Annotated in this window: 27 protein-coding genes; 17 read left to right on the top strand and 10 right to left on the bottom strand. The window is 67.6% G+C overall.

The features are described from left to right. The first annotated feature begins 179 nt into the window (after window positions 1-179). Together ABD269_RS11180 and ABD269_RS11175 are read left to right on the top strand one after the other, a co-directional pair. Window positions 180-1,166, top strand: coding sequence for a GlxA family transcriptional regulator (locus ABD269_RS11180; protein WP_344117644.1), 987 nt, complete (start codon window positions 180-182; stop codon window positions 1,164-1,166). A 109-nt stretch (window positions 1,167-1,275) separates the two neighbouring features. Beyond that, window positions 1,276-1,941: an N-acetylmuramoyl-L-alanine amidase gene (locus ABD269_RS11175; RefSeq protein WP_344117880.1), complete on the top strand. Its 666-nt coding sequence runs from the start codon at window positions 1,276-1,278 to the stop codon at window positions 1,939-1,941. Between the two features lie 185 nt (window positions 1,942-2,126). Here ABD269_RS11175 and ABD269_RS11170 read toward each other — a convergent pair whose 3' ends face one another. Continuing rightward, the gene (locus tag ABD269_RS11170; RefSeq protein WP_344117643.1) at window positions 2,127-3,125 is read right to left on the bottom strand and encodes a PI-PLC domain-containing protein; all 999 of its coding nucleotides are present in this window, start codon (window positions 3,123-3,125) and stop codon (window positions 2,127-2,129) included. 536 nt (window positions 3,126-3,661) lie between these two features. On the opposite strand from ABD269_RS11170, the gene ABD269_RS11165 reads away from it, so the two are divergent. Beyond that, the gene (locus ABD269_RS11165) at window positions 3,662-4,036 is read left to right on the top strand and encodes a hypothetical protein (protein WP_344117642.1); all 375 of its coding nucleotides are present in this window, start codon (window positions 3,662-3,664) and stop codon (window positions 4,034-4,036) included. An 80-nt stretch (window positions 4,037-4,116) separates the two neighbouring features. Here the strand turns inward: ABD269_RS11165 and ABD269_RS11160 are convergent, their stop codons facing one another. From ABD269_RS11160 to ABD269_RS11150, 3 genes are read right to left on the bottom strand one after another with little or no spacing between them, the layout of a single operon-like run. After that, a complete protein-coding gene (locus ABD269_RS11160) occupies window positions 4,117-4,986 on the bottom strand; it encodes a DUF6801 domain-containing protein (protein ID WP_344117641.1) in 870 nt (289 codons plus the stop codon). Window positions 4,987-5,015: 29 nt separating this feature from the next. Further along, entirely contained in the window at window positions 5,016-7,871 is a 2,856-nt protein-coding gene (locus tag ABD269_RS11155) for an NACHT domain-containing protein (protein ID WP_344117640.1), read from the bottom strand. 50 nt (window positions 7,872-7,921) lie between these two features. After that, complete coding sequence (locus ABD269_RS11150) at window positions 7,922-8,221, bottom strand: trypco2 family protein (protein WP_344117639.1); 300 nt, start codon at window positions 8,219-8,221, stop codon at window positions 7,922-7,924. A gap of 289 nt (window positions 8,222-8,510) precedes the next feature. Between ABD269_RS11150 and ABD269_RS11145 the strand changes: the two genes are divergently transcribed. Then, entirely contained in the window at window positions 8,511-9,257 is a 747-nt protein-coding gene (locus ABD269_RS11145; protein ID WP_344117638.1) for a serine hydrolase, read from the top strand. Here the strand turns inward: ABD269_RS11145 and ABD269_RS11140 are convergent. Further along, on the bottom strand, window positions 9,247-10,329 hold the full coding sequence (locus tag ABD269_RS11140; protein ID WP_344117637.1) for an aminotransferase class I/II-fold pyridoxal phosphate-dependent enzyme: 1,083 nt from the start codon (window positions 10,327-10,329) through the stop codon (window positions 9,247-9,249). The genes ABD269_RS11145 and ABD269_RS11140 overlap by 11 nt on opposite strands. A 606-nt stretch (window positions 10,330-10,935) precedes the next feature. On the opposite strand from ABD269_RS11140, the gene ABD269_RS11135 reads away from it, so the two are divergent. After that, complete coding sequence (locus ABD269_RS11135; RefSeq protein ID WP_344117636.1) at window positions 10,936-11,643, top strand: SDR family oxidoreductase; 708 nt, start codon at window positions 10,936-10,938, stop codon at window positions 11,641-11,643. Window positions 11,644-11,808: 165 nt separating this feature from the next. Here ABD269_RS11135 and ABD269_RS11130 read toward each other — a convergent pair whose 3' ends face one another. Next, window positions 11,809-12,984, bottom strand: a complete 1,176-nt coding sequence (locus tag ABD269_RS11130) for an RNA polymerase sigma factor (RefSeq protein WP_344117879.1) — start codon at window positions 12,982-12,984, stop codon at window positions 11,809-11,811. Window positions 12,985-12,992: 8 nt separating this feature from the next. Beyond that, window positions 12,993-13,400, bottom strand: a complete 408-nt coding sequence (locus ABD269_RS11125) for a YciI family protein (RefSeq protein WP_344117635.1) — start codon at window positions 13,398-13,400, stop codon at window positions 12,993-12,995. Between the two features lie 298 nt (window positions 13,401-13,698). On the opposite strand from ABD269_RS11125, the gene ABD269_RS11120 reads away from it, so the two are divergent. From ABD269_RS11120 to ABD269_RS11090, 7 genes are all read left to right on the top strand, one after another. Then, complete coding sequence (locus ABD269_RS11120; RefSeq protein WP_344117634.1) at window positions 13,699-13,995, top strand: type II toxin -antitoxin system TacA 1-like antitoxin; 297 nt, start codon at window positions 13,699-13,701, stop codon at window positions 13,993-13,995. Beyond that, complete coding sequence (locus ABD269_RS11115) at window positions 13,992-14,381, top strand: fic family toxin-antitoxin system, toxin component (protein WP_344117633.1); 390 nt, start codon at window positions 13,992-13,994, stop codon at window positions 14,379-14,381. The genes ABD269_RS11120 and ABD269_RS11115 overlap by 4 nt, the downstream gene beginning before the upstream one ends. Before the next feature lie 473 nt (window positions 14,382-14,854). Continuing rightward, window positions 14,855-15,178, top strand: coding sequence for a CPCC family cysteine-rich protein (locus ABD269_RS11110; protein ID WP_344117632.1), 324 nt, complete (start codon window positions 14,855-14,857; stop codon window positions 15,176-15,178). Next, window positions 15,175-16,317, top strand: coding sequence for a barstar family protein (locus ABD269_RS11105; protein ID WP_344117631.1), 1,143 nt, complete (start codon window positions 15,175-15,177; stop codon window positions 16,315-16,317). Before ABD269_RS11110 ends, ABD269_RS11105 begins: the two co-directional genes overlap by 4 nt. A 72-nt stretch (window positions 16,318-16,389) precedes the next feature. Next, window positions 16,390-16,821: a DUF6924 domain-containing protein gene (locus ABD269_RS11100; protein ID WP_344117630.1), complete on the top strand. Its 432-nt coding sequence runs from the start codon at window positions 16,390-16,392 to the stop codon at window positions 16,819-16,821. A 91-nt stretch (window positions 16,822-16,912) separates the two neighbouring features. Next, complete coding sequence (locus tag ABD269_RS11095) at window positions 16,913-17,251, top strand: hypothetical protein (RefSeq protein WP_344117629.1); 339 nt, start codon at window positions 16,913-16,915, stop codon at window positions 17,249-17,251. A 270-nt stretch (window positions 17,252-17,521) separates the two neighbouring features. Next, complete coding sequence (locus ABD269_RS11090; RefSeq protein ID WP_344117628.1) at window positions 17,522-18,331, top strand: hypothetical protein; 810 nt, start codon at window positions 17,522-17,524, stop codon at window positions 18,329-18,331. Window positions 18,332-18,448: 117 nt separating this feature from the next. On the opposite strand, the gene ABD269_RS11085 is transcribed toward ABD269_RS11090, so the two are convergent. Continuing rightward, window positions 18,449-19,027: a winged helix-turn-helix domain-containing protein gene (locus ABD269_RS11085; protein WP_344117626.1), complete on the bottom strand. Its 579-nt coding sequence runs from the start codon at window positions 19,025-19,027 to the stop codon at window positions 18,449-18,451. A gap of 111 nt (window positions 19,028-19,138) precedes the next feature. Between ABD269_RS11085 and def the strand changes: the two genes are divergently transcribed. After that, a complete protein-coding gene (gene def / locus ABD269_RS11080; RefSeq protein WP_344117625.1) occupies window positions 19,139-19,801 on the top strand; it encodes a peptide deformylase in 663 nt (220 codons plus the stop codon). Between the two features lie 492 nt (window positions 19,802-20,293). On the opposite strand, the gene ABD269_RS11075 is transcribed toward def, so the two are convergent. Together ABD269_RS11075 and ABD269_RS11070 are read right to left on the bottom strand one after the other, a co-directional pair. Continuing rightward, a complete protein-coding gene (locus tag ABD269_RS11075) occupies window positions 20,294-20,761 on the bottom strand; it encodes a nuclear transport factor 2 family protein (protein ID WP_344117624.1) in 468 nt (155 codons plus the stop codon). Window positions 20,762-20,999: 238 nt separating this feature from the next. Further along, the gene (locus ABD269_RS11070; protein ID WP_344117623.1) at window positions 21,000-21,818 is read right to left on the bottom strand and encodes a MerR family transcriptional regulator; all 819 of its coding nucleotides are present in this window, start codon (window positions 21,816-21,818) and stop codon (window positions 21,000-21,002) included. 132 nt (window positions 21,819-21,950) lie between these two features. On the opposite strand from ABD269_RS11070, the gene ABD269_RS11065 reads away from it, so the two are divergent. The 4 genes from ABD269_RS11065 to ABD269_RS11050 all read left to right on the top strand — a co-directional run bounded on the left by ABD269_RS11065 (window position 21,951) and on the right by ABD269_RS11050 (window position 24,890). After that, complete coding sequence (locus tag ABD269_RS11065; RefSeq protein WP_344117622.1) at window positions 21,951-22,325, top strand: nuclear transport factor 2 family protein; 375 nt, start codon at window positions 21,951-21,953, stop codon at window positions 22,323-22,325. Window positions 22,326-22,408: 83 nt separating this feature from the next. Next, window positions 22,409-22,723 carry a putative quinol monooxygenase gene (locus ABD269_RS11060; protein WP_344117621.1) on the top strand — a complete coding sequence of 105 codons (315 nt, stop codon included), beginning with the start codon at window positions 22,409-22,411 and terminating at the stop codon, window positions 22,721-22,723. A 166-nt stretch (window positions 22,724-22,889) separates the two neighbouring features. After that, the gene (locus tag ABD269_RS11055) at window positions 22,890-23,630 is read left to right on the top strand and encodes a class I SAM-dependent DNA methyltransferase (protein ID WP_344117620.1); all 741 of its coding nucleotides are present in this window, start codon (window positions 22,890-22,892) and stop codon (window positions 23,628-23,630) included. Window positions 23,631-24,002: 372 nt separating this feature from the next. Continuing rightward, entirely contained in the window at window positions 24,003-24,890 is an 888-nt protein-coding gene (locus tag ABD269_RS11050) for an NAD(P)-dependent oxidoreductase (protein WP_344117619.1), read from the top strand. Window positions 24,891-24,921: the final 31 nt, after the last annotated feature.

The following is a 24,921-nucleotide window of genomic DNA, read 5'->3' as shown; positions in this document are numbered from 1 at the left end:
GCGTGAATAAACCAGCCGGGAAGCTTATCCATGTAGCCGGCCAGGATATGGCTGCACTTGGGCTGCACTGGACAGCTATCGCTGGAAAGTCGCATCTCGATTGTTCGGCACACTCGCCATCCATCACCAGACACAGCAATGACGTTGCCCCGCAAAATACTGCCAGCTACCCTGCTGCCATGCTGACCACCGTTGCTGCTGTACTCATCGACGGAGTGTCCCCCTTTGAGTTCGGTGTGCTCTGCGAGGTGTTCGGCGTCGATCGCGCCCAGGACGGCGTGCCGCCGTTCGACTTTCGGGTGTGCGGTGAGAACCCCGGCGCCCCACTGCGTACCAGTGCGGGATTTCGTATCATCCCGTCGTACGGCTTGGAGGCACTCCACGATGCCGACTTGGTGGCGTTGCCCGCAGCTGCGATCCGCGAGGACTACCCACCTGCTGTCCTGGACGCGCTGCGCGCCGCACACCAACGCGGTGCGACTCTGCTCTCGGTGTGCAGCGGGGCGTACGTGCTGGGCGCCGCAGGTCTTCTCGACCACCGCCGTTGCACCACCCACTGGGACTACATCGACGACTTCACACACCGTTTCCCGCTGACGAAAGTCGACCGTGACGTTCTCTTCGTCGACGAGGGCACCATCTTGACCAGCGCCGGCACCGCCGCCGGGATCGACGCCTGCCTCCACCTGGTGCGCCGGGAACTCGGCTCTGCCGCAGCCAACGCGATCGCCCGCAAAATGGTGGTGGCACCCCACCGGGAAGGCGGGCAACGCCAGTTCATCGACCTGCCGGTCCCGGACAACCCCGAAGCCAGCCTCCAACCCTTGCTCAGCTGGATGCAGGAAAACCTGAGTTCCCAGCACAGCGTGGCGGAACTGGCGCAGTGGGCACACATGTCACCCCGCACCCTCGCCCGTCGCTTCACGACGGAAATCGGCACCACTCCACACAAGTGGCTGACCCTGCAGCGCATCCTGCATGCCCGGCACCTGCTGGAGGAAACCGCCCTGGACATCGAGGAGATCGCCCACGAAACCGGCATGGGCAACAGCGCATTGCTCAGGCACCACTTCCGGAAAACCGTGGGTGTCACCCCGAAGGACTACCGAGCGGCGTTCGCCGACCGCCCAGCATCAAGCCCTTCCTCCGCATCGGACAACGAATAGGGTCCTGTGCCAGCGCACCCGCAACACGCTGCCCGGAACCGATGAGGACGCCGCACGCGTGTCCGAGCAGAACGAATCACAGGCACGCCAGGACCTCTGGGGGACACGGATGGAACGGGAGCAGGAACGGCCACGCAGCATCAGCAGACGCGGGCTGCTGATCGGGGGCGCCGGTGCCGCGACGGTCATGGGCGCGGCGGGATACGCAGGCTGGGACGGGCTCAGGAGATGGTGGTGGCGCGCCGCGGGGTCGGAGCGGCCGCGTACGGACGGTGTTGTCGATCATGCGGGGGCGGAGTGGGTGGGTGCGTCGTCGGCGAACTGGCGGCGGGCGCAGCGGCCTTCCGACTACGCGGTGGACCTTGTTGTGATCCACGTGGTCCAGGGCAGTTACGGTGATGCGCTGCGGGTGTTCCGCGATCCTCTGCACAAGGCGGCTGCGCACTATGTCGTGCGCCAAGACGGTCACATTGCGCAGACCGTCCGTGAGCTGGATGTGGCGTTTCACTGCGGGAACCGGGAGTTCAACGAGCGCAGCGTCGGGATCGAGCACGAAGGCCACGTGGACCGGCCCGAAGGCTTCACGGACGCGATGTACGCCGCGTCGGCCCGGCTCACGGCCGGGATCTGCACCCGGTATGCGATCCCGGCGGACCGGGCCCACATCATCGCCCACAGCGAAGTCCCCGGCACCGACCACACCGACCCCGGACCCCACTGGGACTGGAACCGGTACCTCGGACTCGTCCGGGCAGCCACCACCTTAGCCCGATAGGGAGGGGCAGCCGAGCGTGGGAGGTTGGCGATGACCGCGCGTCGCCCCGGGGCTTCCGCAAATACCTGTCCGGCCCTTCCTTTGCACGTCCAGGCCGTCGCCTCCTGCGAAAGGCCGTCGGCCGGGATTCCGACCGACGGCCTGAGGGGGCCCATGACTGTACGGGCCCGGCCCGGGGCTGTCAGCTACCTGAACAGGCGGTCACCGCTGGTGGCCATGCGGTGGGTGGTGCTGTGGCGGTTCACCCAGTCACGGACAAGGTTGATGGCGTTGGCGCACTGCCAGCTGTCGTCGTACTCGCGCACTCCGGTGAAGGCGCCGTAGCCCGCGATGATGCCGTCCACACGCGCATCGCCCAGCAGTTTGTCGACGTACCACGGATCGTTGTAGGTGGTCGTCCAGGACAGCGTGGCCGCGAGCTGGCCGGCGGCACGGTCCGCGGCGCCCTTCTTCAGTTCCACGCAGGTGTTGCGGTCGGCTTCCGTGCAGTTGCCGAACCCCTTGGTGATATCGCTGTCGCCGTAGTCCATCGCCCGGTGACCGGCCGGGAACCCGGAACCGGACCGGTTGAAGGCGCTTCGAACCTGATCGCGGGTGCCGGTCGTCGTGATGCCCTCCAGCTTGCCGAGCTTGCCTTCCAGGCTCTTCCAGCCCCTGCCGCCGACGTCCGGGGTGCTGCCGCCGTGGTACTCGTAGAAGCCGTAGAGCACCTGGATTCCGGCGGCCGTCAGCCGCTGTGCCTTGTCGCGCAGTCCGGCGACGCTGCATCCGCGGTTCTGCGCTTCTCCGCAGTAGTTCGGGTCCTTGATGTCCAGCCAGACCAGACTCAGCCGGCGCCCTGCTTTGGCGTGGGAGACAATGCGGTCGATCATGCTGTCGAAGCTGGGGCCATGCCGGGTCTCACCGGCCGAGGAACAGTCGTGATAAGCGCGCCATTCGTTCGGGTTGTACCAGGCACAAACGTCGATCTCGATGCCGTTGGCGCCGTGCTTGAGCGCGGCGTCCACGCCGTCAAGGGTGTCGACTCGGTGCGCGATGGCGTAGATCGCGTGACGCTGATCGGCTGCTGCCGCCGGGGTCGTACCGAGCGCGGTGGCACCGATGATCCCGCACAGTGCCGCCATCAGCGCCAGTACCATCCGCGGGCCGGCGCCATGTCTGAGGTGAGTGGTCAAGAAAGGCACTCCTTCATGTCGGTGTCCTGAAAAGGACGGCTGCGCAAGGTGTACGGCGGCGAAGTGCGGCGCCGTATCCGCGCTCTTGCTGAGCGGGCGCCGCGCCCCTCACTCGCCGGTTCCGTCTCCACCGCCCCCACGACGCTCCCCCTCTGCGAAACGTGACGGCGAGAGGCCGTCCATCAGTCACGAAAATATCGTGCCAGGGACGGTTTTCGTGACATGTTCCCGGCCTGCCTCTATCGCCAAATAGCCATTATGCGTGCTGAGTTGGAACCAGCGGAACGGGCGCTGTGAGTGGACGCGTGAACGCTGAAACTGATGGGCAATCGCAGCGCCTACCACGATGAGCTGGTATGGCGGGCCACCCCAACACCCCGCTGATGGCAGCGGCTCGGCATGCCGTGGTACGTAAAGCCGCTGCCGAGACAGAGCGCGCTCGCCCTGGGGTGGCGTCTCTGGACGCTCGGGACGCGCCTTGGGCGAAGCGATGCCGGAAGGGCAGCGGCTCCCAGGATTGCTCATGGGCCTGGAGCTCGGCCACCGTGCAGAACAAGGCACCGGGTGACTCCGGAAGCGTGTACATCATGCTGAGAGCGCAGCCCGACCGGAAGGTGGGGCACGTATTCAAGAACCGGAAAGCGTCCGGGTCGAAGCAGGGCAACGCTGTTTCCATGCCGACAGTCGGCAACGAGAGCACGGCAATTGCGGAACCCAGGGCCGCCTACGCGGAGCCGAGCATCTCGATAGCGATGCGCGTAGGAACCGTCTTTGCCGTCATAACGTATCAGGATTCTCAGAAGAACCAGGGCAGTTCGCGGGTTCTGCTGGGGCTGGCGAAGCACAGCGGCGAGTTCCCCGACCAGATATCGCACCGGGCACGATCTCCAGCGCGATCCGTCCACTCCAGGCGGCCTTGAAAGTGACAGCGCCAGGAGTCTCGGCGCGCATCCGCCGGCGAGTGGGCTGGAACCGGCCAGGCTCCGTGATAGCGGTCGGCTCAGTCATCTCCGGCGGTGCGGCGGCGGTTCTTCAGCCGCAAGCCGAAAAAGACGGCGGCGGCGCCCGCGACAAGGGTGCCCACGGCCGGGAGGATCAGGTCCGCGGCGTCCTGGCCGGTGGCCGCGATGGAACCCGTCGCAGTGGAGCCCGGCGGAGCCGTATTCCCGTCGGCGGAGGCCGCGTCAGACGTGCCGCCTGAGGGCGTCGTGCCTGAGGCGCCGGACGTGGTCGAAGGGCCGGACGTGCCCGAGGTGCCGGACGTGGTCGAGCCGGTCCCCGTTCCCGGCTTGGTGATCTCGAACGACCCGATGTCGTTGCTTTGATTGGAGTCCAGCGTGCACCGAATGTTGAGCGGACCCAGGGTGTCGCCGTTCGCCTTCCTCCCGGCGACGTGCAGGGTGATGTCGCCGACGGTGATCCGTGCTTTGCCTGGCTGGCGGAAGGTGAGACTGGGCGCGTCGCCGGCCGCTTTGACGTCGAAGGAACCGGATGCCGGGACGCTGGTCTTGTGGATGCCGAGGGGCACCTTGAGGTGGCTGTCGCCCTGCGGCGCGGTAACGCCGATCTCCGCGTCCACCCTGCCTTCAACGGACTTCACACCGATCGAGTGGAGCTGCGGTGTGAGGTCCGCGTCCACCGTCGTCCGCGCATCGATGGCGAATTTGCGGCTGGGCTCGCCGACGGCGACCGACCCCGGGATGTCCACGTCGATCTTCGCCTTGAAGGGCAGTTCAATGATCTTCAGAACTTTGCATGTGTACTTGAGTGTGTGCGAAACCGGTTGTGCGGACGCGGTTCCGGCGCCGGAAACTCCCACGATTCCGACGGTGGCCCCTAACGCCGCCGCCGTTCCAAGGGCGATCCTCATCCTTGGCCTTCCCGTCCTGTGCCTGGAAGTCATATGTCATCCCCGTGAGTTGATCCGCTGAGGTTCCCGTTGATGAAGGACTGTGGAGTATCCCCGGAGTCAAGACGCTGTTCTGGTGCGAGTGGTTCCCGGACTGCCATGCCGGGCGCACTCGACCGGTGAGCAGGGTGGCGCTCCTGGAAGACATGGGCCAGATGGTCTCGGAGGCGAGCGTGGCGGAATTGGTAGACCGCGCCGGTCTGGCGCAGCACACCTCGCTCGTGCGCGTCGTCCAGAAAAGAGATCACCGCCCAGGGCAGCCGGCCTGTCAGCGGCAACCACATACGAGACAGGGCCACCCACTGGCCCCAAGCAGTGAAACTCAGCCCGTACCCGAGCCCGCCCCCGAACGCCGCCTCCACCCCGAACACGAGCCCGGCCAGGAGTCCGCGGACCGGCCCGGCCTCGAGTCCGTGGGCGAGCCCGGCCGGGAGGCCGATCACCAGCATCCACGTGAGCATATGGAAGATCACGTTCTTGCGGTTCGTGCTCAACAGGTCCGAGGCACTGACCTCGGATTTGATGTCGATGGGAGCTTCGAGCCAGGCCATAATGCCGAGGACGAGCCCGGTTCCGAGCCCGACCTCGAGCGGGAACAGGGCCGCGCCCGCGAGCCCGCCGTTGAGTCCGTCATCGAACCCCAGCGGCTCGACCACGCCCCTGTCGATGAGCACCAGCACGAGCGCGGTCGGCAACCCGGCCCCGAGCCCCAGCTTGAATCTGCAGGCGGACGTGGCACGCCTCTCCCTGTCCCCGCCGAAGAACTGTATGCGTACGCGCGACGGCTCGACCGGTGTGCTTCTGGACATGGCCCCGTACGCGAGCCCGAAGACCAGCCCGACGACGAGCCCGTGCAGGAGCCCGACCATGAGCCCCCGCTCGATCGCGAACCGGAGCCCGTTCGACGTTGCGACCAGGTCCACGGGGAGGTTCCCGATCCCCATCGTCAGCCCGAAGGCCAGCGCGGCCAGGAATCCGACCGCCAGTATGCGCGAAGAACGGCGCATGGTGGTGCCCAGTGTCCACCAGGCGAGGTTGTGGGTGTCGAGTTGATCCAGGTGAGCGGCAAGGTATTCGAGCCAGCGCTGGGCTCGTTCGGGGTGCCAGCGAGGGCGGTGGCCGGTGCCGCGGCCGGTCGGTGTGGGGTCGTAGACGGCGGGGACGAAGGCTGCCAGCAGATGGTCTTGCAGGGCCTCGGGGGATGTGAACCGCGTGGTGTCCAGAAGCTCCGAGGGGTCGCGCCGGGGGGAATCGCTGTAGACGGTGCGGGCCAGAGCGACCATCAGCGGGGTGGTGAGCACCTCGGCGAGGTTCGCCGCCCCCGGGTTGCCCGGTTGTTCGCGCAGCTTGGCCAGGACCGGTCCCCACACAGTGCTGTGCGTGCCGCCCTCCGCGGCCGGTTGGCTGGCGCGGTGCAGGTAGCCGGCGTAGTCGTCTACGGTGAGCCCCTCCAGCTCCATGACGGCGGCGTCGGTGAGCACACAGGTTTCCGTCACGGCCCGGCTGTATTCCGCACTGCGGCTGGTGAGCAGCAGCGGCGTGGCAGTGCGGCTGAGCACTCGGAGCGCCGCACCGTGCAGGCCGTCTGCGATTTCGTCGAATCCGTCGAGAACGGGCAGGATCTTGTTCTCGTCGAGCAGGACGTCGGCCGCCATTCCTCCGTGACTGGACGGAGCCCCCAAGAAGGGGTAGTCGCGGACCAGTTGGCCGCACATCCAGTCATCCAGTGACGTGGTGCTCGGATCCCATGCTCCCAGACCGAAGATCACCGGCACGCGTTCGCCGGGTGCGCGGGTCCTCAGCCAGTCGAGGACGAAGCGCAGGGTCAGGATCGTCTTGCCCGACCCGGCCTCGCCCAGCACCACCAGCCGACGGGACGGGATGGACCCGTACACCTCCGTGATCTGGTCGAGCCGGCCGTCCAGCGGGAGGGACCCTGGTTCCGTTCCGGGCGGGGCTTTGCGGATGTTCTCCCAGTGATCGAACAGATTCCGAGTGGGGGTGCACCGGAAGCGCACGGCGAGCGGGTACGGGGCGTGCACCCGCCGTCGCTGCTCTTCGTGACGCCACTGCGTGTCCACCTCGCGGGCGAGTCTCCTGACCGACTCCCACACTTCCGGCGCGTCGTCCAGCTCCGACGTGACCGGCCGTGACGGGGGCGGGAGCTGCGCGAGCCGGTCGGCCCGGGCCGGCAGGCCGATCAGCTCGTTGAGTCGGCCGACCTGGGCCGGAGTGAGGCGGTACCAGCGTTTCACCTGGCTTGCCGCGAGCCTGCCGAGCCCGTCGGAGCGGTGATGCTCGACGACCACCCCGATCACGCACCCGCCGCTCCACACCACGGCCCCCGACATTCCCTCCCAAGGGGAACGGCCCGGCTCGGGGTCGTATTCGGGAGGATGAACGGAGATCTCCAGGCTGCCCGCTCGCAGGTTCGCCAAGGGTGTGGTCGTGCCGCGCGCGTGGTGGGAATCCCGGTACCAGGTGGGAGCATCACGGTCCGGTGACACGGTATCGGGGCGCAGCTTGAACCGTGGAAATCCCACTGCTTCGCAGTCCACCGGCTGAGCGACCTGGGCGAACCGCACCGGCGAGACTTCGGCTGCGCATAATCCGTCGGTGCTCGCATCCCTCGCGATCTTGAGCACCGCGATATCGGAGGCGGAGTCGGCCCAGGCCTGTTCGCCGGGTAACTCCGTTGTGCCACCGTCCTCGGTGACAAATCGCAGCCGCACTGACACCGCGTCACTCACCACGTGCGCTGCGGTGAGCACCGCATCCCCACTCACCCGGTAGCCCGACCCGCGCCGTCCCGTGCCCGCGCGCTGTGTGGTGACGATCTGGACCACGCGTCGTGGGTCGGGCCCGTCCGGCTCGGATGCCCTGCTGCCCATGGGACTCATTGTTCGTGAGGAGCAGTGGGCCCGGAGACGAACGGCCCGGTGCCCGACCCTCTGAGGGTCGGCTTCAACGCCAGTGTGATGCGCTGGGTCGAGGTGGCGCCCACGGCCGCCTCCGCACCGGACTCCACCACCCAGAACCGTACCTTCGCCTCCGCGTGCCCGGTTCGCTCCAGAGCGACCGACACCTCCAGCTCGATCGTCCCCAGTTCAAAGCGCAGCGCCTCACCCTCCGCCGCGACGACCGCCCGCTCCAATTCCTCCCGCAGATCCCTGATCACATCGGCCAACTCGATCACTCCGTGCTCCCTCACCTATCCCACCGGTAACCGAGGACTCTACTCCCTGTGTTGCAGTGCCGGGGTCATATGGCGAACGTCGAGAGTTTCTGGTAACTCACATTGGAATAGGGTGACTTGGTGGGCCGATGGCAGCCGGTTGCGTCAGCGTGCCGAGGCCTGGCATGAACGTCACCAGCAGCGCTGTGAGTGTGACGGCGGTCAGCTCGAATGGGTCTCGCAAGATTTTCCTTGCGAGACCCAATCCCGACTGGCCACCATCACGACCGGCCCCGGCTTACGATGAAGCATGCTCTCGGTGGTCGTAGCGCCCTGGCGGTGCGCTCCGGTGGTGTTGCGGAATGCGGAGGTTGCGCATGATGCCGCCAGCACCATGAAGGTGGCCGTGCTGGCGGCGCTGTACCGCAGCGGCATGGACCTGGACGCGGCTGTGCCCGTGGTGAATCGCTTCAGGTCGGTCACCGGTGAGACGTACGGAAACAGCCGCGCGGCAGACAGCGATCCGCTGCCCTGGAGCCGGCTGGGCGGCACGGCGACGGTGCGCTGGCTCGCCGGGCGGATGGTCACCCACTCATCGAACCTGGCCACGAATCTGTGCCTGGAGCTGGTGGGGCACGAGGCCGTGGCCCGGGTCTGGAGGCAGGCGGGTGCCACGGACAGCGCCAGTCCACGCGGTATCGAGGACTACGCCGGCCGCGCGGCGGGCGTCCACAACCGGGTGACCGCCCTCGACCTGGTGCGACTACTGGAATCGCTGGAGCCGGGGCTGCTCCTGCTGCTGGAGGGCAACGCCCACCGGGTGGACCTCGCCGCCGAGCTGCCACCGGGCACCCGACTGTCGGGCAAGAACGGATGGTTCCCGGGCTTACGGCACAGCGTCGGCGTGGTCCACCCGCAGGATGCCGCCCCATACACGCTCGCCGTCTGCTACACCGGACCGCTCGCGTCCGGGGACGATGCCGACGATCCCGCCGCCCGGCTACTGGCCCGTATCTCTGCCGGTGTCTGGCGTCGTCGGCACCAGCTCACCCGCTGATGCCGTCCGGCCGCTCCGGTGGAGTGACAGTGGCCATCAGTGCCTCGACACCGGGGGTGTTGAGCAGGTTGATGCGGATGTAGCCCCGATAGCCGTCCAATTCGAAGAACTTCGCGTCGAGGGCCAGGAACCACTGGTGCGGTACCCGTGTACGTGCGAAGAGGAAGAAACCGGCCTCGATCGGCATCTGTGCGATCAGGGCGCCGGTGGCCGAGAGCGCCGCATGGCTGTCCCGTACATGCTGGACCAGTGCACCGTTGCCCTTGCAGAGCATGAGATCGGCGGCGCGATGGGCGAAGAGCCGGTCGGAGACCGCGACATCGCCGTGGAGGTTGAGGTGGAGTTCGGCCAGTTCCTCGCGCAGGTGCTGCGGGGCGAGGAGGTGGGCGCAACGGTAGCCGTGGATCGACAGGTACTTGGTGGGGCAGATCATGCGCAGCGTCTGCTGCACCAGGAGCCGGGCACTCGCCTCACCCTGCTCGCCGTCCCACGGCATGTACTGGAAGGTGCCGTCGACGAACACGAGTGATCCGGTGGCCTGTTGCCACGCGGCGATGGTCTCCCAGACCGCTGAAGGGACCCGGCGTCCGGCGTACCAGACGGGATCGGTCAGCACCAGTACGGTTCGCTCGCCGGGCAGACGGAGGTCGAAATCGGGCTCGAAGGCGTGGCGGCGGGCGACCGGGACGGGCTCGATCCCCATCCGCTGGAAGAGATAGGCGAGTTTGTAGTAGACGGGCGGCGCGTAATGGACCCGCCGGCGGCCGGTCAGGGCCAGCCACGTGGTGAACGTCCCGAGGAGGCTGCTGGACCCGCCGCCCGGGATGACGTTCTGCATGGTGTAGCGCACGCCGTCATACCGCTCGTGCATCGCGGCGATTTTGGACCGCAGCGTGGTGTCCTCGTCAAGTCCGGAGTAGCGGGTGACGTCCGCGAGGCGGTGTGGGGCGGTGTCGGCGAGCTCCCCGAGATACTCCTCGACGAACGGGTGTCCCCCGTTGTAGTCGGAAACAAAGACCCGGGCCCCGGGCTGCTGCCGTTCCGCCTCGATGCGCTCGTGCCACTCCAGCATGCGAAACAGCGGCGGCCTCATGTACACCCCTAAGGTCCTCGACAGCCATGTCGACTTCAGTGTCAGGCGCCGCGGTGGCACTGGCAACGTGGACAGGGTGGTGCAGGGAACGCAAGGGGACCCAACTATCGATCTGCGGGCGGCTCACTGCTACGCCAACGCCTCATCGAGATACGGCGCGGGTTGTGCCGCGCGCTTCGGCCGAAGCGCCGCCACCCCTCCGTCCGCGATCCGTGTTCCTGGTGCAGTTCGAGCGGTGGCCAGCCCGCAAGGCGCGGGTGCCGTTTTCGTACGTACCCGGTCTACCGAGCGAGGCGGTACAAGCAAGTGCGCTCGGCTGGGGCCAGCTGCAGGACCCCAGGGTGTCGAGGATCCGCCGGGAAGGCCGCCAGTCGACGGGCCTGCTCCAGGCGGACGTAGTAGTGACCGACATGTTCGCCGACTCGGCAACTTCCTCTCGGCGCAGTCCCAGAGTCCAGCGGCGGCTGCGCAGGAAATACGCGAGCTCGACCCCCTCGCCACCGGTCACCGCCTCCACCCGTGTGGGTGACTGCCTGGTATCGAATACCCCTGGCAGACCACCGGGCGCCCGGTGAAGCTGAGGGTATGGATATCTCGATCGCACTGGTCACGGGTGCCAACAAGGGCATCGGCAAGGAAATCGCCCGTCAGCTGGCCCAGGCGGGGCTGACCGTCTACATCGGCTCGCGGGACGCCGGACGCGCGGAGCGCGCGGCGGCCGACATCGGCGGTGATGCCAGGCCACTGGTCCTGGACGTGACCGACCCGGCGAGCGTCGCCGTGGCGGCCGAGCGTGTCGACACCCTGGACGTCCTGGTCAACAACGCGGGCATTTCCCCGGCACAGGGCAGGGCCGCACAGGACGAGGACGCCGATACCTTCCGGCGTATCTACGAGACCAACGTCTTCGGCGTGGTCACGGTCACCAATGCCTTCCTGCCGGCCCTGCGCCGTTCCGAGCACCCGAGGATCGTGAACATCTCCAGCGGCACCGGATCGCTGGCCCAGGCGACCGCGAGCATGGCACACTACCGCGGCGCCTTCGCCTCCTACCGCTCCTCCAAGACCGCGCTCAACGCCCTGACCGTGTTCTACGCCCAGAGCTTGGTCGACGACGACATCAAGGTCAACTCCCTGGCCCCCGGACTGCGACGGACGGATCTGAACACCACCACCACAGACGGCGGGGATCCCGCCGAGGCCGCCGCGGGTGCGGTCCGGCTGGCACTGCTACCTGATGACGGGCCGTCAGGAACATTTGTCAACTGGGATGACACGTCCGTTCCTTGGTAACCGGCGAACCCCACAGGCACCGGCTCCACTGTCGGCGACGGCCCCCGGAGACCGGCTGGCCGGCCTTACTTACTGCCTGGCCCCGTCCAGGGAGTCCCGGCCGCTCCGGCCACGGGGGCGCGCCCAGTGCCACGGGAAAAATCCGAGCGCCACCCGTCAGCGACATCAGCGGGCGTTGAGCCGGGCGGCCTGGCGCGTCAGGTGATCGCGCTCGGCGAGGTTGGGTGCCTTGTGGGCCGCCTCGGCGTACAGCCGTGCCGCCGTCGCCAGGTCGCCATCGCGCTCGTGGAGGTATGCCGCCACTGCGGTGTGGCGGGGCAGTGAGGGATCCAGTTCCGCGAGCGCCGTCAGGCCGGCGCGCGGCCCGTCGGCCTCACCGACGGCGACCGCGCGGTTGAGCCGGACGACCGGGCTGTCGGTCAGGCGCGTGAGCTCGTCATACCACTCGACGATCTGCACCCAGTCGGTCTCCTCGGCGGTGGGCGCGTCAGCGTGAAGTGCCGCGATGGCGGCCTGGGCCTGGAACTCGCCCAGCCGGTCGCGGGCGAGCGCCGCCTGCAGGAGCCCGACGCCCTCGGCAATCAACCCGGTGTCCCACCGGCCGCGGTCCTGCTCGGCGAGCGGCACCAGGCTGCCGTCGGACGCGGTCCGGGCGGCACGCCGGGCGTGGTGGAGCAGCATGAGGGCGAGCAGCCCCGCCACCTCTGGGTGGTCGACGGCCGCCGCGAGCTGCCGGGTGAGCCGGATGGCCTCGGCAGCGAGGTCGACGTCGCCGGAGTAGCCCTCGTTGAAGACGAGGTAGAGGACGCGCAGCACGGTGGCGACGTCACCGGGCCGGTCGAAGCGCACGCCGGAGACAGTGCGCTTGGCCCGGCTGATCCGCTGAGCCATGGTCGCCTCGGGCACCAGGTAGGCCTCAGCGATCTGGCGGGTGGTCAGCCCGCCGACGGCGCGCAGCGTGAGCGCGACCGCCGATGCCGGGGTCAGCGACGGGTGGGCGCACAGGAAGTAGAGCTGGAGCGTGTCGTCCACCGCGGGCGCCGGCCCGGGCGCCGGCTCCTCCTCGACGCGGTCCTCACGCCGGCGGCGGGCGGTGTCCGCCCGGGTCGCGTCGAGGAATTTGCGCCAGGCCACGGTGACCAGCCAGCCCTTGGCATCCCGAATGGGGTCTCCCCTGCTCGAGCGCAGCCGAGAGCTTGGGGAAGGGCCGACCGCCCAGACCCGGAGCGCCTCGACCAGCGCGTCCTGCACGGCGTCCTCGGCCGCCGCGAAGTCGGCTCCGCGGCGGACGAGGACGGTGAGCACGCTCGGCGTGAGGCTCCTGAGCAGGGCCTCGTCCATCGGTGACGTCATTCCGTGATGGTGGGTGGCGCCGCCAGGAACGGGCGCACCTCCAGCCACTCGTGGATCGGCTTGCCGCCCGCTCCAGGGGCGGCCGACAGTTCCCCGGCCAGCTCGACGGCGCGCTTGTAGCTGTCGACGTCAATGATCATCCAGCCGGCGATGAGGTCCTTGGTCTCGGCGAACGGTCCGTCGGTGACCGGCGGGCGCCCCTCACCGTCGTAGCGGACCCACGCTCCCTCGGGGGCGAGCGCCTGACCGTCGACGAACTCGCCCGTCTTCTCCAGCCGGGCCGCGAAGTCGTTCATGTACTGCACATGCGCCGAGATCTCCTCCGGGGTCCACTGGTCCATCGGCACGTCGTTGACCGAAGCCGGGGCGCCGCGGTAGTGCTTCAGCATCAGGTACTTGGCCATCGTGTTTCTCCTCGCTGGTGCGGCCCATTGTGGTCGCGTTCATCTCGGGGACGGAGCCGGACGCGGGTTCTCGACATCGCCGTCCGAATTTTTTGGGCTCTCGTGGATGAGCCCGGGTGAGCCATCTCGCGGTGTCCGGGTCCAGATCGTGGCGCGAGGGCGAGAGCTTCGAAGATCGGCACGGAACCGCGTGGTCGCCGTTCCGTGTGGCCAGTGCGCAGGGCGAGCCCATGTTGGGCGAAGAAGTCCGCCACAGTTGTACTGACCACCCCTCGGTATCACTGATACCGTCGGTATCATGTCTGATCCCAAAGCCATGAGCTTGCGTTTCCCCGACCCCGAGCAGCGTGAGGCCATCGCGGCCGCGGCCAAGGAAGCCGGCGTCAGCATGCAGGAGTACATCCTCTCGGCCGCCTATGAGCGTGCCACGGCCGTCGAAGTGAAGTTCCTGGACGCCTTCAAGGCCTCAATGGCCCGCAGCGGCGAGGCCTTCTCCGCCGAGCCCGGGGACTGCGACCCCTCCCCCGAGCAGCGCGCCGCCGAGCAACAGGCCCGCGCCGGCCTCCCACAGCAGGAAGAGGGTCGCGCCGCGTGAGCGAGAACCCGCCACTGCGGATCGACGTCCCTTTCCTGCTGCACGCCGCGGAGCTGCTCCCCGGCGACCCGCAGGTTGACGACTACGGACCGCTGTACGGGGCGGTGGCCCGCGTGTACGCCAGAGCGATGAGCCGGGACATCTACGGCTCCCAGCACCTGAAGGCCGGTGCGCTGCTGCACAGCCTCGTACGGATGCCGTGCCTGGAACACTCCAACGACGCCTTCGCCTGGCATGCGACCGAAGCGTTCCTCGCCCTGAACGGACACTCCCTCGACTACGTGCCCAAGGACGCGGTCGTACTCGTCAGGGAGGCCGCCTCAGGCACTGTCGGCGTCGCGCAGATCGCCCGCCAGCTGCATACCTGGACCAGCGCCGGCCACTGACCGCCGCCAGCACGAGGCCCGGGGGCTCGGAAGGCCGATGGCGAAGCCTTCCGACCATGCGCCTGCCAGACCAAGGCGTACCGGGCCCACCAGCAGGAACAACGTGCGACCCCGGCGGTGGATGAGCAGCGGTTGCTGGCTGAGTACGCCGAGACGTCTGCCGCCACCCTTGCCCACGAACTGTCCCTCTCGGCCCGGCTGATCGCCCTGGCCGTGAACGCGGGTCCTGCCGCGGGCGACCACGACCTCAGGGTGATGGCCCGCATCCCAGTCGTCCTTGCGGCCCGGGCTGCCATGGCGGCCGGCAACCCGGCCCCCGCACATGCGCCGCCCGGACCGCCCGCGTTGCAGACCCGGGACGCCGCTCAAGCATCACGCGATGATTCGGGTGGGGCCCCAACCGTCCCGGCGACCAAGGGTATCGAGGACCGCCAAATTTCCCGATAAAAGAGCGCTTTACTAGGATTACGCGAATGGCCAGTTCAGAGGGCCCGGGCCACTTCACCGGTCCGAACGGCATAGCCGCCGGTCTCGTCGCTCCCGCGAAGCAGGAGGTCGGGGAGGCAGGACCGCGACGATCGCTCGGTCCTGTCCCGGAGCCACAACCTGTCCAGGCGACTCCCGACGGATGGTTCCCATGCCCATGCTGCGGACACCGGATGTTCAGCGGGTTCTGGTCTGACGAGATCTGCGCCGTCTGCTTCTGGCAGGACGACCTATTCCAACTCCGGTACCCCTGGGCGCAGACCGGTCCGAACGGGGGTCTGAGCCTGAGTGAGCGCGTGAATACTTCTTGATCATTTTCATCATTGGGGAGCATGTGCAGTTCGACTACGAGATCTCGTATATCGACGCTGAGGGCGAAGAGACGGCGTGGGGCCACTGCGTCGCGGTGGCCGGGCTGTTCCGCGAGCCGATGCCACCGACACGCGAGGTTCTGACACTCGTCGGCTGTGCGCAGGCCAGGCCACTGGCAGCGGGGGCAACGCAGCTCGGCGAGCTGTGCCTCATAGTGTCGAATGACGTGCGGCCGTTGCAGTGGTGGGGGCTTACGGAGGCTGTCGTCCTGGCGCGACGCCCGCATGCACTCGACCCCGAACTGGTCGACGTTGTCCTCGAGGTCGTGGTGAGCGGACCCGACAGCGGGCAGCATGAGTTGCCGGACTCGCCACAGTTCGAGCTGGACGGCGGGTGGCCCGAGTCCGTCTCTTACGGGACCTGTCTGAGCGTGAACGGGCTGTATGAGGAGCGACCCGAACCTCCGGAGATCCCGATCACGCTGGTGGGCTGCCGACCCGGGGTACCAATGCTGTCCGCGCTCACCGAGGGCGAGGCCGAGCACCTGATGCTCGGGGTACTCGACCGCCAGGGGCGGTCCATGGCCGACCGCTCCTTCTACTGGCACGTCCGGCAGACACGCCCCTCCGTCCTCGGCGGCGCGCTCGTCGACATCGTCCTCAGCGACGGCGTCGACGAGCCCGTACCGCCCGCGGCCCGCCAGGCATGGGAGGACTGGTACGAGCGCAGCATGCCAAGCACCGTCAACACTTGGGCGGGCTACCCGCCGGAAGGGCGAAAGGAGTGGCTCAAGTTCAGCGCTCCGGGCCGATTCCCGCGGTGGAAACCAGAGGAGGACGAGAAGGGCGGTACGTACCATCTCGACGGCCGGTACGTGACGGACGAGGCAGGCCTGCACTGTGCCGTGGGCGAGGCGCTCAAGGGCCCTGGCGGCTACTTCGGCCGGGACTGGTACTCGTTCAAGGCGTACTTGGAAGGCGGTTACGGCGTCGGCTTGCCGTTCACGCTCGTCTGGCACGATTCCCAGGTCACGCTGAAGGCACTGGCAGGCACGATCAATCCCGAGAACGGGCTCTCATATGCCGAGGAGGTCGTGGACCTCATGCGCCGATGGGGCGTGACAGTGGTACTGAAATGAAGAGGCCGCCCAGCGCCGCTTCGCCATCGTCTGCATACTCTGCGCCCCTTCCAGTATGAGAGTGTGAGGATCATGCCGATCGAGATGCTGCCTCTGACCGACGCGTCGATGAACGAATGCGCCCCGGTTATCAGAACCGACTTCACCGACGAGGAGGCGTGGCAGGCGATCCGCCGGACGATCGCGACACCCAGCGGCGAGGGTTTCCTGGCGAACGTGGAGTACTTCCACGACCCCGCCTTCCAGGGCCTCACGCCGGAGCAAATCCTCGCTCTGGTCCCGGACGAACCCCAGTGTGCGCTTCTCGTGGTGGTGGACGCTGTCGCCGTAGCATCGCCCGAGATGCCCCTGCTCTGCGTCGACCTTTGGGCGGAACGGGGCCGCACGGTCCGCGTCATCGCGACCGAGCTCTGGGGCATCGAGAACAACCTGTCCATAGCGAACATGGACTTCGAGGAATTCGCCGACGCGGCTGACGAAGACGGCATCTTCCGCGGCTTCTGACTACGACGCCCCTCAAGGTCAACATGCCATTGGAGGAGAAGCCGTACTGCCTGCGCCCACCAAAGTCGTGAGGCCGAACTAGGCTGGTCCAATGACCAACGACTATCCCTTCGTCGACGGCAAGAATCTCGCCTGGGACCTGGCCGGCTTCGGCGCCGATGACTGGCTCAAGGTGTCCATTCCGCTGACCCGCGAGCAGATCATTGATGTCAGGCACCTCTTCGATCTGGGTGATGACGAGTGGATGATGGGCGGTGAATACCCTGTCGCTCCTGACATCTGGGGCCCGATGCACGCCGCCCTTGGATCCATCGACTTCCAAGAGGGACTGGAGTACTTTCTCGGAGCGCGCCAGGACCTCCCCGATGGACAGTTCTGGCGACCGTCCCCGGACACCGATCCGTTGCCCGGCCCGATCCCTCCGCCCTGATCACTGCCCCCTCTGAGCCAAGGCCACTCGACATGTACAGAGCCCCCGAAGGACTCCAAGCAAGGGGCAACTACTGGAGGCGAGGGGGGCCTCTAGAAGATGCTCGTCGGCACCCCCAACTGCCAATGGGTTCTGGGGTGTTCACAAATATGCCTGACGGGCAGCGCCGAGACCCGTTGGGGATCTTTTCCTGATCCGCCGTTGATCTCTACCCGGCCCACGTCGTCATGGCGCCCGGCTGCGGATTCCTGGAACCCTGCGCTTTGATAGGTGCTCGAGCTGGTGCATGATGAGCGGATTCAGGTTGGGGTGGCCGTGCCAGGACTCGAGCGGAGCAGGATAGGCAGGCGGCAGTGGCGCGGTGGGCGGGCATACGGGGTGCTGCTCCTGCTGGCCCTGGTTGTGTCGACCGCGGCCTGCTCTCACGGGCCCGATGACCAGAAACTGCACTCTCTGGCCGTCTCGGACGAGGCGCGGGCCAAGAGAGCACAGCAGGAGCAGAAGCTCCAGGCACTGGTCAACCGTCTCGGTTCCGTGACCGGCCTTGACCATGTGTTCACCCGCTTCAGGGACGACTGCGCCAGACCTGGCTCGCAGGCTCTGTGGGGCTCGGATGACCCCACGCACTCCCTCGTCTGCGATATGGAGGCAGTAGCTTACTTCGGCGTCCGGGACGACATAGTCGAAGTACTTCCCAGGGTCCGCGCAGCCTCCATCGCGAAATGGGGGTCCCAGGACGAGAACGGCGAGGACTCGCCGTACGCGGGTGGGTCGGTGCGCTACGCGCTGGATTACTACCGCAACCACGGCAAGTATCCGGACGGACGAAAGATGGGCGAACCGGAACTCGCGGCCCCTGATCTGACGATCAGGTGGGATGTGGCGCCCTACAGGCTGGTGGAGGAGGCACCTGCGTGCCCGCCACCGGGATACCTCTACCTCCGCTGCGACATCACCCCGGACGCTACTGCGACCGTTCGTGCCGTGCGCGCCAAGTACGGAACCGTGCTGGCCTTCAATATCGGCCAGAAGGCGTACTCGTCCTGGCGCGGCTACTACACCGTGCCTCGCAAGCGGTGAGGGGCATACAGCAGGAGGTGGCTCACTCTCCTGAGCTACCCCCGGGTCGTTGCATCTGCCTGCCGTCTCAGATTCGTGGCATTTTCTCGGGCGAGCCGTTGTGCAGTCCTCGACTTCTCAGGCCTGACTCGTCTCGTCTTTCGCATGGGGAAGCAAAGGAAACAGCCGGGTGATGAGGGCCACCGGTCGGGCGCCGTCAGGCCGGGCCAGGGGGCGTTGTTCGCGGTCTTGGTAGGGGACGAGTGCCCGTCGGATGGCGTCCGCGACACGGCTCATCTCTTCGGGTGTCAGGTAGGCGACGGCGCTGAAGGCTTCGTCGTGGCGCCATTCGGTCGGCGCCTGGTCGCGTTGGGTGAGCCATTGCTGCCAGCTCTCGTCCTCCAGTCCTCGGGCCAAGTCGTCGAACTGCTCCTTGGCGGGTGCACCGGTGGTGGGGGTGTGCTGCTTCAGGCGCCAGGGGCGTGCGCGCCCTCCGCGGTGTGGGGCTTCTTCGACGTGTCCGTGGCGTGCGAGCTGCCGCAGATGAAACGAGCAGAGCCCGGAGCTGTAGCCCAGTCGTGCGGCGGCTTCGGTCGCCGTGACGGTGCCGACTTCGGCCAGCAGGTCCAGCAGGGCTGTACGGACCTCGTGCTCGCGCAGTTCGTTGCCCGTGTCGCTGGTTCGGTCGGACGGAGTGTTGAGGTCATCTTCAGTCACTTTGCAAAGTCTGCTACTTTGCAAAGGATCTTACAAGCGGATCTTGCCCAGGGCGTCAGGCTGCGATGACGTCCGCGGCATGTGTGGCGTTCGCAGAAGGGGGAGACAGCGATGTCTGTTCGTCACGACCGGTCCCATTCCGTCGACCGGAGGGTCCGTGTGCAAGGCCGACCCGTCGACTCCTATCCGGCTCTCTCTCCGGAGGCGGAACGGGGTTCGGTGCGCCGGGTCACGGTGGTGGGCGAGGAGATCCTGCGCCGTCCGTGCCAGGAGGTGACCGAATTCGGCACTCCGGAGTTGTCGGCGTTGATCGACGACATGTTCCTGACGATGCATGTGGCCGACGGCGCCGGCCTGGCCGCCAATCAGGTCGGTGTCGACCTGCGGCTGTTCGTGTACGACTGCCCGGACGATGACGGGATCCGGCATGTCGGCCACGTCATCAACCCGGTCCTGGACGAACCCGACCCGGGAAGCCGCGAGCTCGTTGAAGACTCCGAGGGCTGCTTGTCCGTGCCGGGTGCTGTCATGACGGTTCCCCGCACCGATCGCGCCGTCGTTCGCGGGCTCGACAAGGACGGCAACTCCCTTGTTATCGAAGGAACGGGATACTTCGCGCGGTGCCTGCAACACGAGACCGACCACCTCTTCGGCCACACGTATCTCGACCGGCTGTCCAAGCGGGACCGCAAGGACGCGCTGCGGCAGATGACAGACCGCCGCGAAGATGTCTTCGCGCAACGCGCGATCAGGGCCGCCCGCCTGGGCAACTGAGACGCTTGGCGGCAGCGACCACCTTCTGCCGAAGGGCGTGGGCCGCAGGATGCGGCCCCGTTCAGCTCGCTCGACCAGGAGCCCACGAATTTTGAGACCCTGCGGACCGTTGCAGGTTCTCCGCTTCGTTGTCATGCGGTAGCGCTGTGACATGCGATTTCTCTGGCTGTCTCACGGCTCGGCCGGAGCAGCCTGCCTCACGGCTGTGTCATTTCCTGAGCGGCTGCGCAGGCTCCGCGACTGCGATGGGGCCCTGGAGGCATGGCCTCCAGGGCCCCATGGTCAGCGCTGGCAATGGTCCGGACTCGTGATCCTGAGCCGGCTCACCACCAGTGAGCCCGCGCGCGGAGGCGGCTCGCCCGAGCATGGCAGCGGGCAGCTGGGGATCGAGCGCGGGCTCGACGACCCGTACGCCCCCTGGCCGTGCCCGGATGCATTCGCGCGCCGGTTGAACCAGCTGGACCCGAGTGCGGGTGGGCCTGGCCGAGGAGTTCAGGGAGTGCTGGGGCGGGTCTCGGTCCAGTCGACCATCAGGCGTCGTTCGGCGAAGAACCACTCGCCTTCGCGCTTGACAAATTGGTCCAGGTAGCGGATGGACGCGATCATGATCGTGCGCTCGGCATCCGCGCCGTAGGAGATGTGGTGGGCCAGGCAGTAGCTCTCGCCGCTCGCGCGGTCGCCGTCCAGGGTCACGGTGCTCTGACCGTTGAAGTGGGTGGTGGCCTTGTAGGCGTTCAGGTTGTCGAAGACCGGCGCGAGGGCTTCGCGCCCGTGCAGTTCTTGGGTCGGCTCGGACGCGGTGGCGTCCATGAAGACCAGGAAGCGGTTGTCCTCGGTGAACAGGGCCATCTGTCCCTTGGCGTCCCGACGGTCGGCGCAGTGGGCGTAGGCGTCGATGAGCTCCCTGATGGCCAGCCGGTCGGCGGCCTCCTGGGGTGAGATCGAATCGTGAGAGGACATGGCGACTCCCTCGTGAAGTATGTGACACCTGTAGGAGAGCACCGGTGGCGGGGCCGCTCAACCGGTGGTGGAGGCCTGAGGGCAGCGGTCGGGAACTGCCGGGCGGTTCCATGCGAGGGGGCGTGTGGGCCGGATCGCTCGCCTCCAAGAGCCCGGCAGACCGCTGTCCGGGCGCGGCGCGAAGATGTGGGCCGGGAGCAAGGAACGCCGCAACCGCTCCGGCGCGAGCGAAGTACCGCTAGCCGTTCGAGCGGAAGATGGGCCAGCCGACCTCGGTGACCCAGTCGTGCTCGTTGGCCGCGTCGAGGGGGCTGCGCAGGTAGAACTCGCGCAGCGGGCCGTCGACGCCGATTTCGTGGCGTGCGGCGTAGGTGCCCAGGTCGCCGTAGGTGAGATCGATGGTCTGGAGAGGTCCGTGGTGGACCGCGACCGCGAGTTCCGCGCCGGGCACGACCACTGTGTCGATCCGGCCGACCGGGCGCGCGTCGCCGTCGACAGGGACGAACACGAGCGCCTCACCGCGCTCGTCCTGGAGCAGCTCGCTCGCGAACAGACCGCCCATCGGGCCGGTGCGGCGCAGTCCTCGGGCCGTGACGAAGCCGTGCAGCTCGCCGAGGGCGCCCTGCCACCAGCTCACCGCGTCCTGCCGGTCGACGACCTCGCGAATGCCGATCGCCGGCTGCTCACGGACCGTGCGGTACTCGATGGCCGACCCGTGCGCCGGCCGGGACAGGAGCTCGCGCAGCGACTCGACGGCGCTCTGCGCCTGCACGAGCCGGTCCTCCAGCCGCGCGAGATGCGCGCTGATCAACTCGTTGCGGGTGCTCACGTCCTCTGCGGTGAGCACCGCTCTCACGTCCGCCACGGGCATGTCCAGGTTGCGCAGGCGCAGGATCACCTGTGCGGTGGGCACCTGATCCAGGGAGTAGTACCGGTAGCCGGTGCCCGGGTCGACGTCGGCCGGCGCGAGCAATCCGACGTCGTGGTAGTGCCTCAGCGTCTTGATGCTGAGATGGGTCACCCGGGAGAACTCGCCGACCGTCAAGCCTGTGTGCATGGCGCCAGTATCAACCCTCCCCACGCGGGAGGGTCCAGCAGAAGACCCCCGTTTGACTCTCCTGTGGAGGTAGGGCGCAACGTTTTTGGAGAAGGCACCGCACGGTGCCGAGATCATCGAAGGAGAGCCCCCATGAACACCGCCGACCGGGCCGCTGCACTGCCCGAGATCCTCGTCGCCTACATCGAAGCGGTCAACGCCTTCGACCTGGATGCCATCATGGCGACCTTCTGCGACGACGCCCTGGTCAACGACGCGCGCCGCGAATTCGTCGGCACCGCATCGATCCGCGCCTGGGCGCGCCGCGAACTGGTCGACGACAAAGTCACCATGGACGTGACGGAGGTCGCGCACCACGGCACCCTGACGATCGTGCGGGCGCGCTACGACGGCGACTACGACAAGACGAACCTGCCCGACGAGCTGATCCTGACCAACTACCTCACGGTCGCTGACGGCAAGATCAGCTCCCTGATCATCGTGCACAACGAACCGTCTCCCTACTGAAGGCGCTGCCCAACCTCAAGCCCCGCCCAGCTGCTTCCCTGTGGCGGGCCGGAATCGCCACCGTTCGCGGAAGGAACATCCCCATGAGCACACTGGTCACCGCCGAGCTCTTCGCTCGGCCCGGCTGCGGCGACGACGTCGCGAAGCTGCTGCTGGACATCCTGGGCGAGAGCCTCAAGCATGCGGGCTGCGAGGAGATCCGTATCCTGCGCGACCAGAACGACGCCGACCATGTCACAGGCCTGACCCAGTGGACCGAGGCGCACAACTACACCGACTACCTCGCCTGGCGCACCGCACATGGCTTCACCGCCACCTTCGAGGCCATGCTCACCCGCCCCCTGGTGATCCACTACTACGACGAGATCTATCAGGGCCAGGGCATCGCAGCGCGCTGAGCGCCCCAGGTCAGGACTGCCGGGGATCGGCCGGGCAACTGGGAACTCATGCTCGAGGAACTCGCCGAGTCGGTGATGAGGTGGATGGCGAGGACGGGGACCCGATCCTCTCGGTCGTCCCGAGAAACCAAGGCGTCGGCGAGGCCGTGAGCAGTACGGTCCGGGCATGGACGATGAGGACGGCTACTTCGGAGAAGACGTCGCCGCCACCTATGACGAGTCCGTGGCGGATATGTTCCGGCCGGAGGTGGTGGACCCGGCGGTCGACGTGCTGGCCGAGCTCGCCGGCGACGGTCGGGCGCTCGAGCTCGGCGTCGGCACCGGGCGTATCGCGCTGCCACTGGCCCGCCGCGGAGTTCCGGTCCACGGCATCGACATGTCCCGGGCCATGGCAGCCCGGCTGCGCGCCAAGCCAGGCGGTGACGCCATCGGCGTGACGATCGGCGACTTCGCGACGACACGAGTGGCGGGCACGTTCGCAGTCGCCTACCTCGTCTTCAACACGATCAACAATCTGACGACGCAGGACGCGCAGGTGGCCTGCTTCCGCAACGTCGCCGCCCACCTCGGGCCGGGCGGCTGTTTCGTCGTCGAGGTGGGGGTACCAGACCTACGTCGGCTGCCACTGGGGCAGAACGCCGTGCCGTTCCACATCAGCCCGACGCGGTGGGCATTCGATACTTACAACGTCGCGACTCAGGCGATGAGTTCGAACTACGTCACGATCGTCGACGGGCGCGCCGAGTACTCGTCCATCCCGTTCCGGTACGTGTGGCCGGCCGAGCTGGACCTGATGGCACAGCTCGCCGGGCTGCGGCTGCGCGACCGGTGGGATGGATGGACCCGGGCGTCATTCACTCACGAGAGCCACAAGCACGTCTCAGTTTGGGAGAAGCCCGCCGACTGAGTGTGGCCAGGTGGACGGGCGAGGCCGTCAGATTTCGGCTGGCCCGGTGCCGTCCTCGGCTGTCGGCTCCAGCACCGCCTCGCGCATGATCTCAAGGCTGCTCCAAGGTCTGCTCATGCAGGCAGCCGAACCGTCTCCTGCACGAGGCGCCGCAGTGCCTCGCTCCCGCATCGTCTCCGCCCCGCTCAGCACTAACTTCAGGGTAAGTGCGCACTTTTTTGTGGGTACTTGAGCGCAACGCGAGCAGCGCTGATGCTCGTAGGGACGCGCCAGGCACGGTCGAGGAACCGTGCGCGCCGTACTCGCTGCCCGAGCCATCTGGCCCGTCGGCACCGAGGCCTCTGGAATCACCGGACGACGAACGGAAACCTGATGACCAACACCCCTGCTGAATCGCCCGTCACCGTCATCGGCCTGGGCCCGATGGGCCAGGCGCTGGCCGGTGCCTTCCTGAAGGCCGGTCATCCGACGACGGTGTGGAACCGTTCGGCCGACAAGGCCCGCGCCGTGGTCGAGCAGGGCGCGGTACTCGCCCCCACGGCCGCCGAGGCGATCGCCGCCAGCCCGCTGGTCCTCGTCTGCGTGATCGACTACGACGTCGTGCACACGATCCTGGACCCCGAGGTCGACGCCCTCAAGGGCCGGACCCTGGTGAACCTCACCGCCGACTCCCCCGAGAAGGCCCGCGAGACGGCCGCGTGGGCCGCTGGGCACGGTTTCGACTACCTCGACGGCGCGATCATGACTCCCACTGTCACCATCGGCGGCCCCGCCGCCGTCGTCCTGTACAGCGGCCCGGAGTCCGTCTACCGGACCCACCAGCCCGCGCTGGCGAGCCTGGGCGGCACCGCCGCGCACCTGGGCACCGACCACGGCCGGGCGGCCGCTCACGACGTGGCCCTGCTCGACCTCTTCTGGACTGCCATGAGCGGCGTCGTCCACGCCTTCGCCCTGGCCAGGGCCGAGAACATCGCGGCGAAGGACCTGGGGCCGTTCGCGCAGGGCATCATCGGCCTGTTGCCCGATCTCGTCACCGACTACGTGGAGCAGATCGACGAGGGGAACTACCCCGGCGACATCTCCAGCATCACATCGGCCGTGGCCGGGATGGAGCACATCATCCACGCCGCCGAGGACCGTGGCATCGACGCCGGCGTACTCAGGGCCGCCCAGGCGACCGCCCGTCGAGCGGTCGCCGAGGGCCACGGCGACGACGGGTTCTCCCGGCTGACCGAGGTACTCGGCCGACCGTCGGCGTAGTCGGCCACCGGCACGGGCATGGCTTTATGGG

The organism is Streptomyces blastmyceticus, from assembly GCF_039521185.1.
GTDB lineage: Bacteria > Actinomycetota > Actinomycetes > Streptomycetales > Streptomycetaceae > Streptomyces > Streptomyces blastmyceticus.
The sequence above is the reverse complement of the archived record's forward strand: the minus strand, read 5'-3'. Positions and strand labels throughout refer to the sequence as shown.

Bases quoted from the DNA above. Each gene is read 5' to 3' on its own strand.
- ABD269_RS11095 (WP_344117629.1), top strand. From the start codon at position 16,913: ATGACCAACGACTATCCCTTCGTCGACGGCAAGAATCTCGCCTGGGAC.
- def (WP_344117625.1), top strand. From the start codon at position 19,139: ATGTCTGTTCGTCACGACCGGTCCCATTCCGTCGACCGGAGGGTCCGT.
- ABD269_RS11065 (WP_344117622.1), top strand. From the start codon at position 21,951: ATGAACACCGCCGACCGGGCCGCTGCACTGCCCGAGATCCTCGTCGCC.
- ABD269_RS11180 (WP_344117644.1), top strand. From the start codon at position 180: ATGCTGACCACCGTTGCTGCTGTACTCATCGACGGAGTGTCCCCCTTT.
- ABD269_RS11060 (WP_344117621.1), top strand. From the start codon at position 22,409: ATGAGCACACTGGTCACCGCCGAGCTCTTCGCTCGGCCCGGCTGCGGC.
- ABD269_RS11050 (WP_344117619.1), top strand. From the start codon at position 24,003: ATGACCAACACCCCTGCTGAATCGCCCGTCACCGTCATCGGCCTGGGC.
- ABD269_RS11130 (WP_344117879.1), bottom strand. From the start codon at position 12,984: ATGGACGAGGCCCTGCTCAGGAGCCTCACGCCGAGCGTGCTCACCGTC.
- ABD269_RS11110 (WP_344117632.1), top strand. From the start codon at position 14,855: ATGGCCAGTTCAGAGGGCCCGGGCCACTTCACCGGTCCGAACGGCATA.
- ABD269_RS11175 (WP_344117880.1), top strand. From the start codon at position 1,276: ATGGAACGGGAGCAGGAACGGCCACGCAGCATCAGCAGACGCGGGCTG.
- ABD269_RS11100 (WP_344117630.1), top strand. From the start codon at position 16,390: ATGCCGATCGAGATGCTGCCTCTGACCGACGCGTCGATGAACGAATGC.
- ABD269_RS11135 (WP_344117636.1), top strand. From the start codon at position 10,936: ATGGATATCTCGATCGCACTGGTCACGGGTGCCAACAAGGGCATCGGC.
- ABD269_RS11120 (WP_344117634.1), top strand. From the start codon at position 13,699: ATGTCTGATCCCAAAGCCATGAGCTTGCGTTTCCCCGACCCCGAGCAG.
- ABD269_RS11125 (WP_344117635.1), bottom strand. From the start codon at position 13,400: ATGGCCAAGTACCTGATGCTGAAGCACTACCGCGGCGCCCCGGCTTCG.
- ABD269_RS11075 (WP_344117624.1), bottom strand. From the start codon at position 20,761: ATGTCCTCTCACGATTCGATCTCACCCCAGGAGGCCGCCGACCGGCTG.
- ABD269_RS11160 (WP_344117641.1), bottom strand. From the start codon at position 4,986: ATGAGGATCGCCCTTGGAACGGCGGCGGCGTTAGGGGCCACCGTCGGA.
- ABD269_RS11070 (WP_344117623.1), bottom strand. From the start codon at position 21,818: ATGCACACAGGCTTGACGGTCGGCGAGTTCTCCCGGGTGACCCATCTC.
- ABD269_RS11140 (WP_344117637.1), bottom strand. From the start codon at position 10,329: ATGCTGGAGTGGCACGAGCGCATCGAGGCGGAACGGCAGCAGCCCGGG.
- ABD269_RS11055 (WP_344117620.1), top strand. From the start codon at position 22,890: ATGGACGATGAGGACGGCTACTTCGGAGAAGACGTCGCCGCCACCTAT.
- ABD269_RS11145 (WP_344117638.1), top strand. From the start codon at position 8,511: ATGCTCTCGGTGGTCGTAGCGCCCTGGCGGTGCGCTCCGGTGGTGTTG.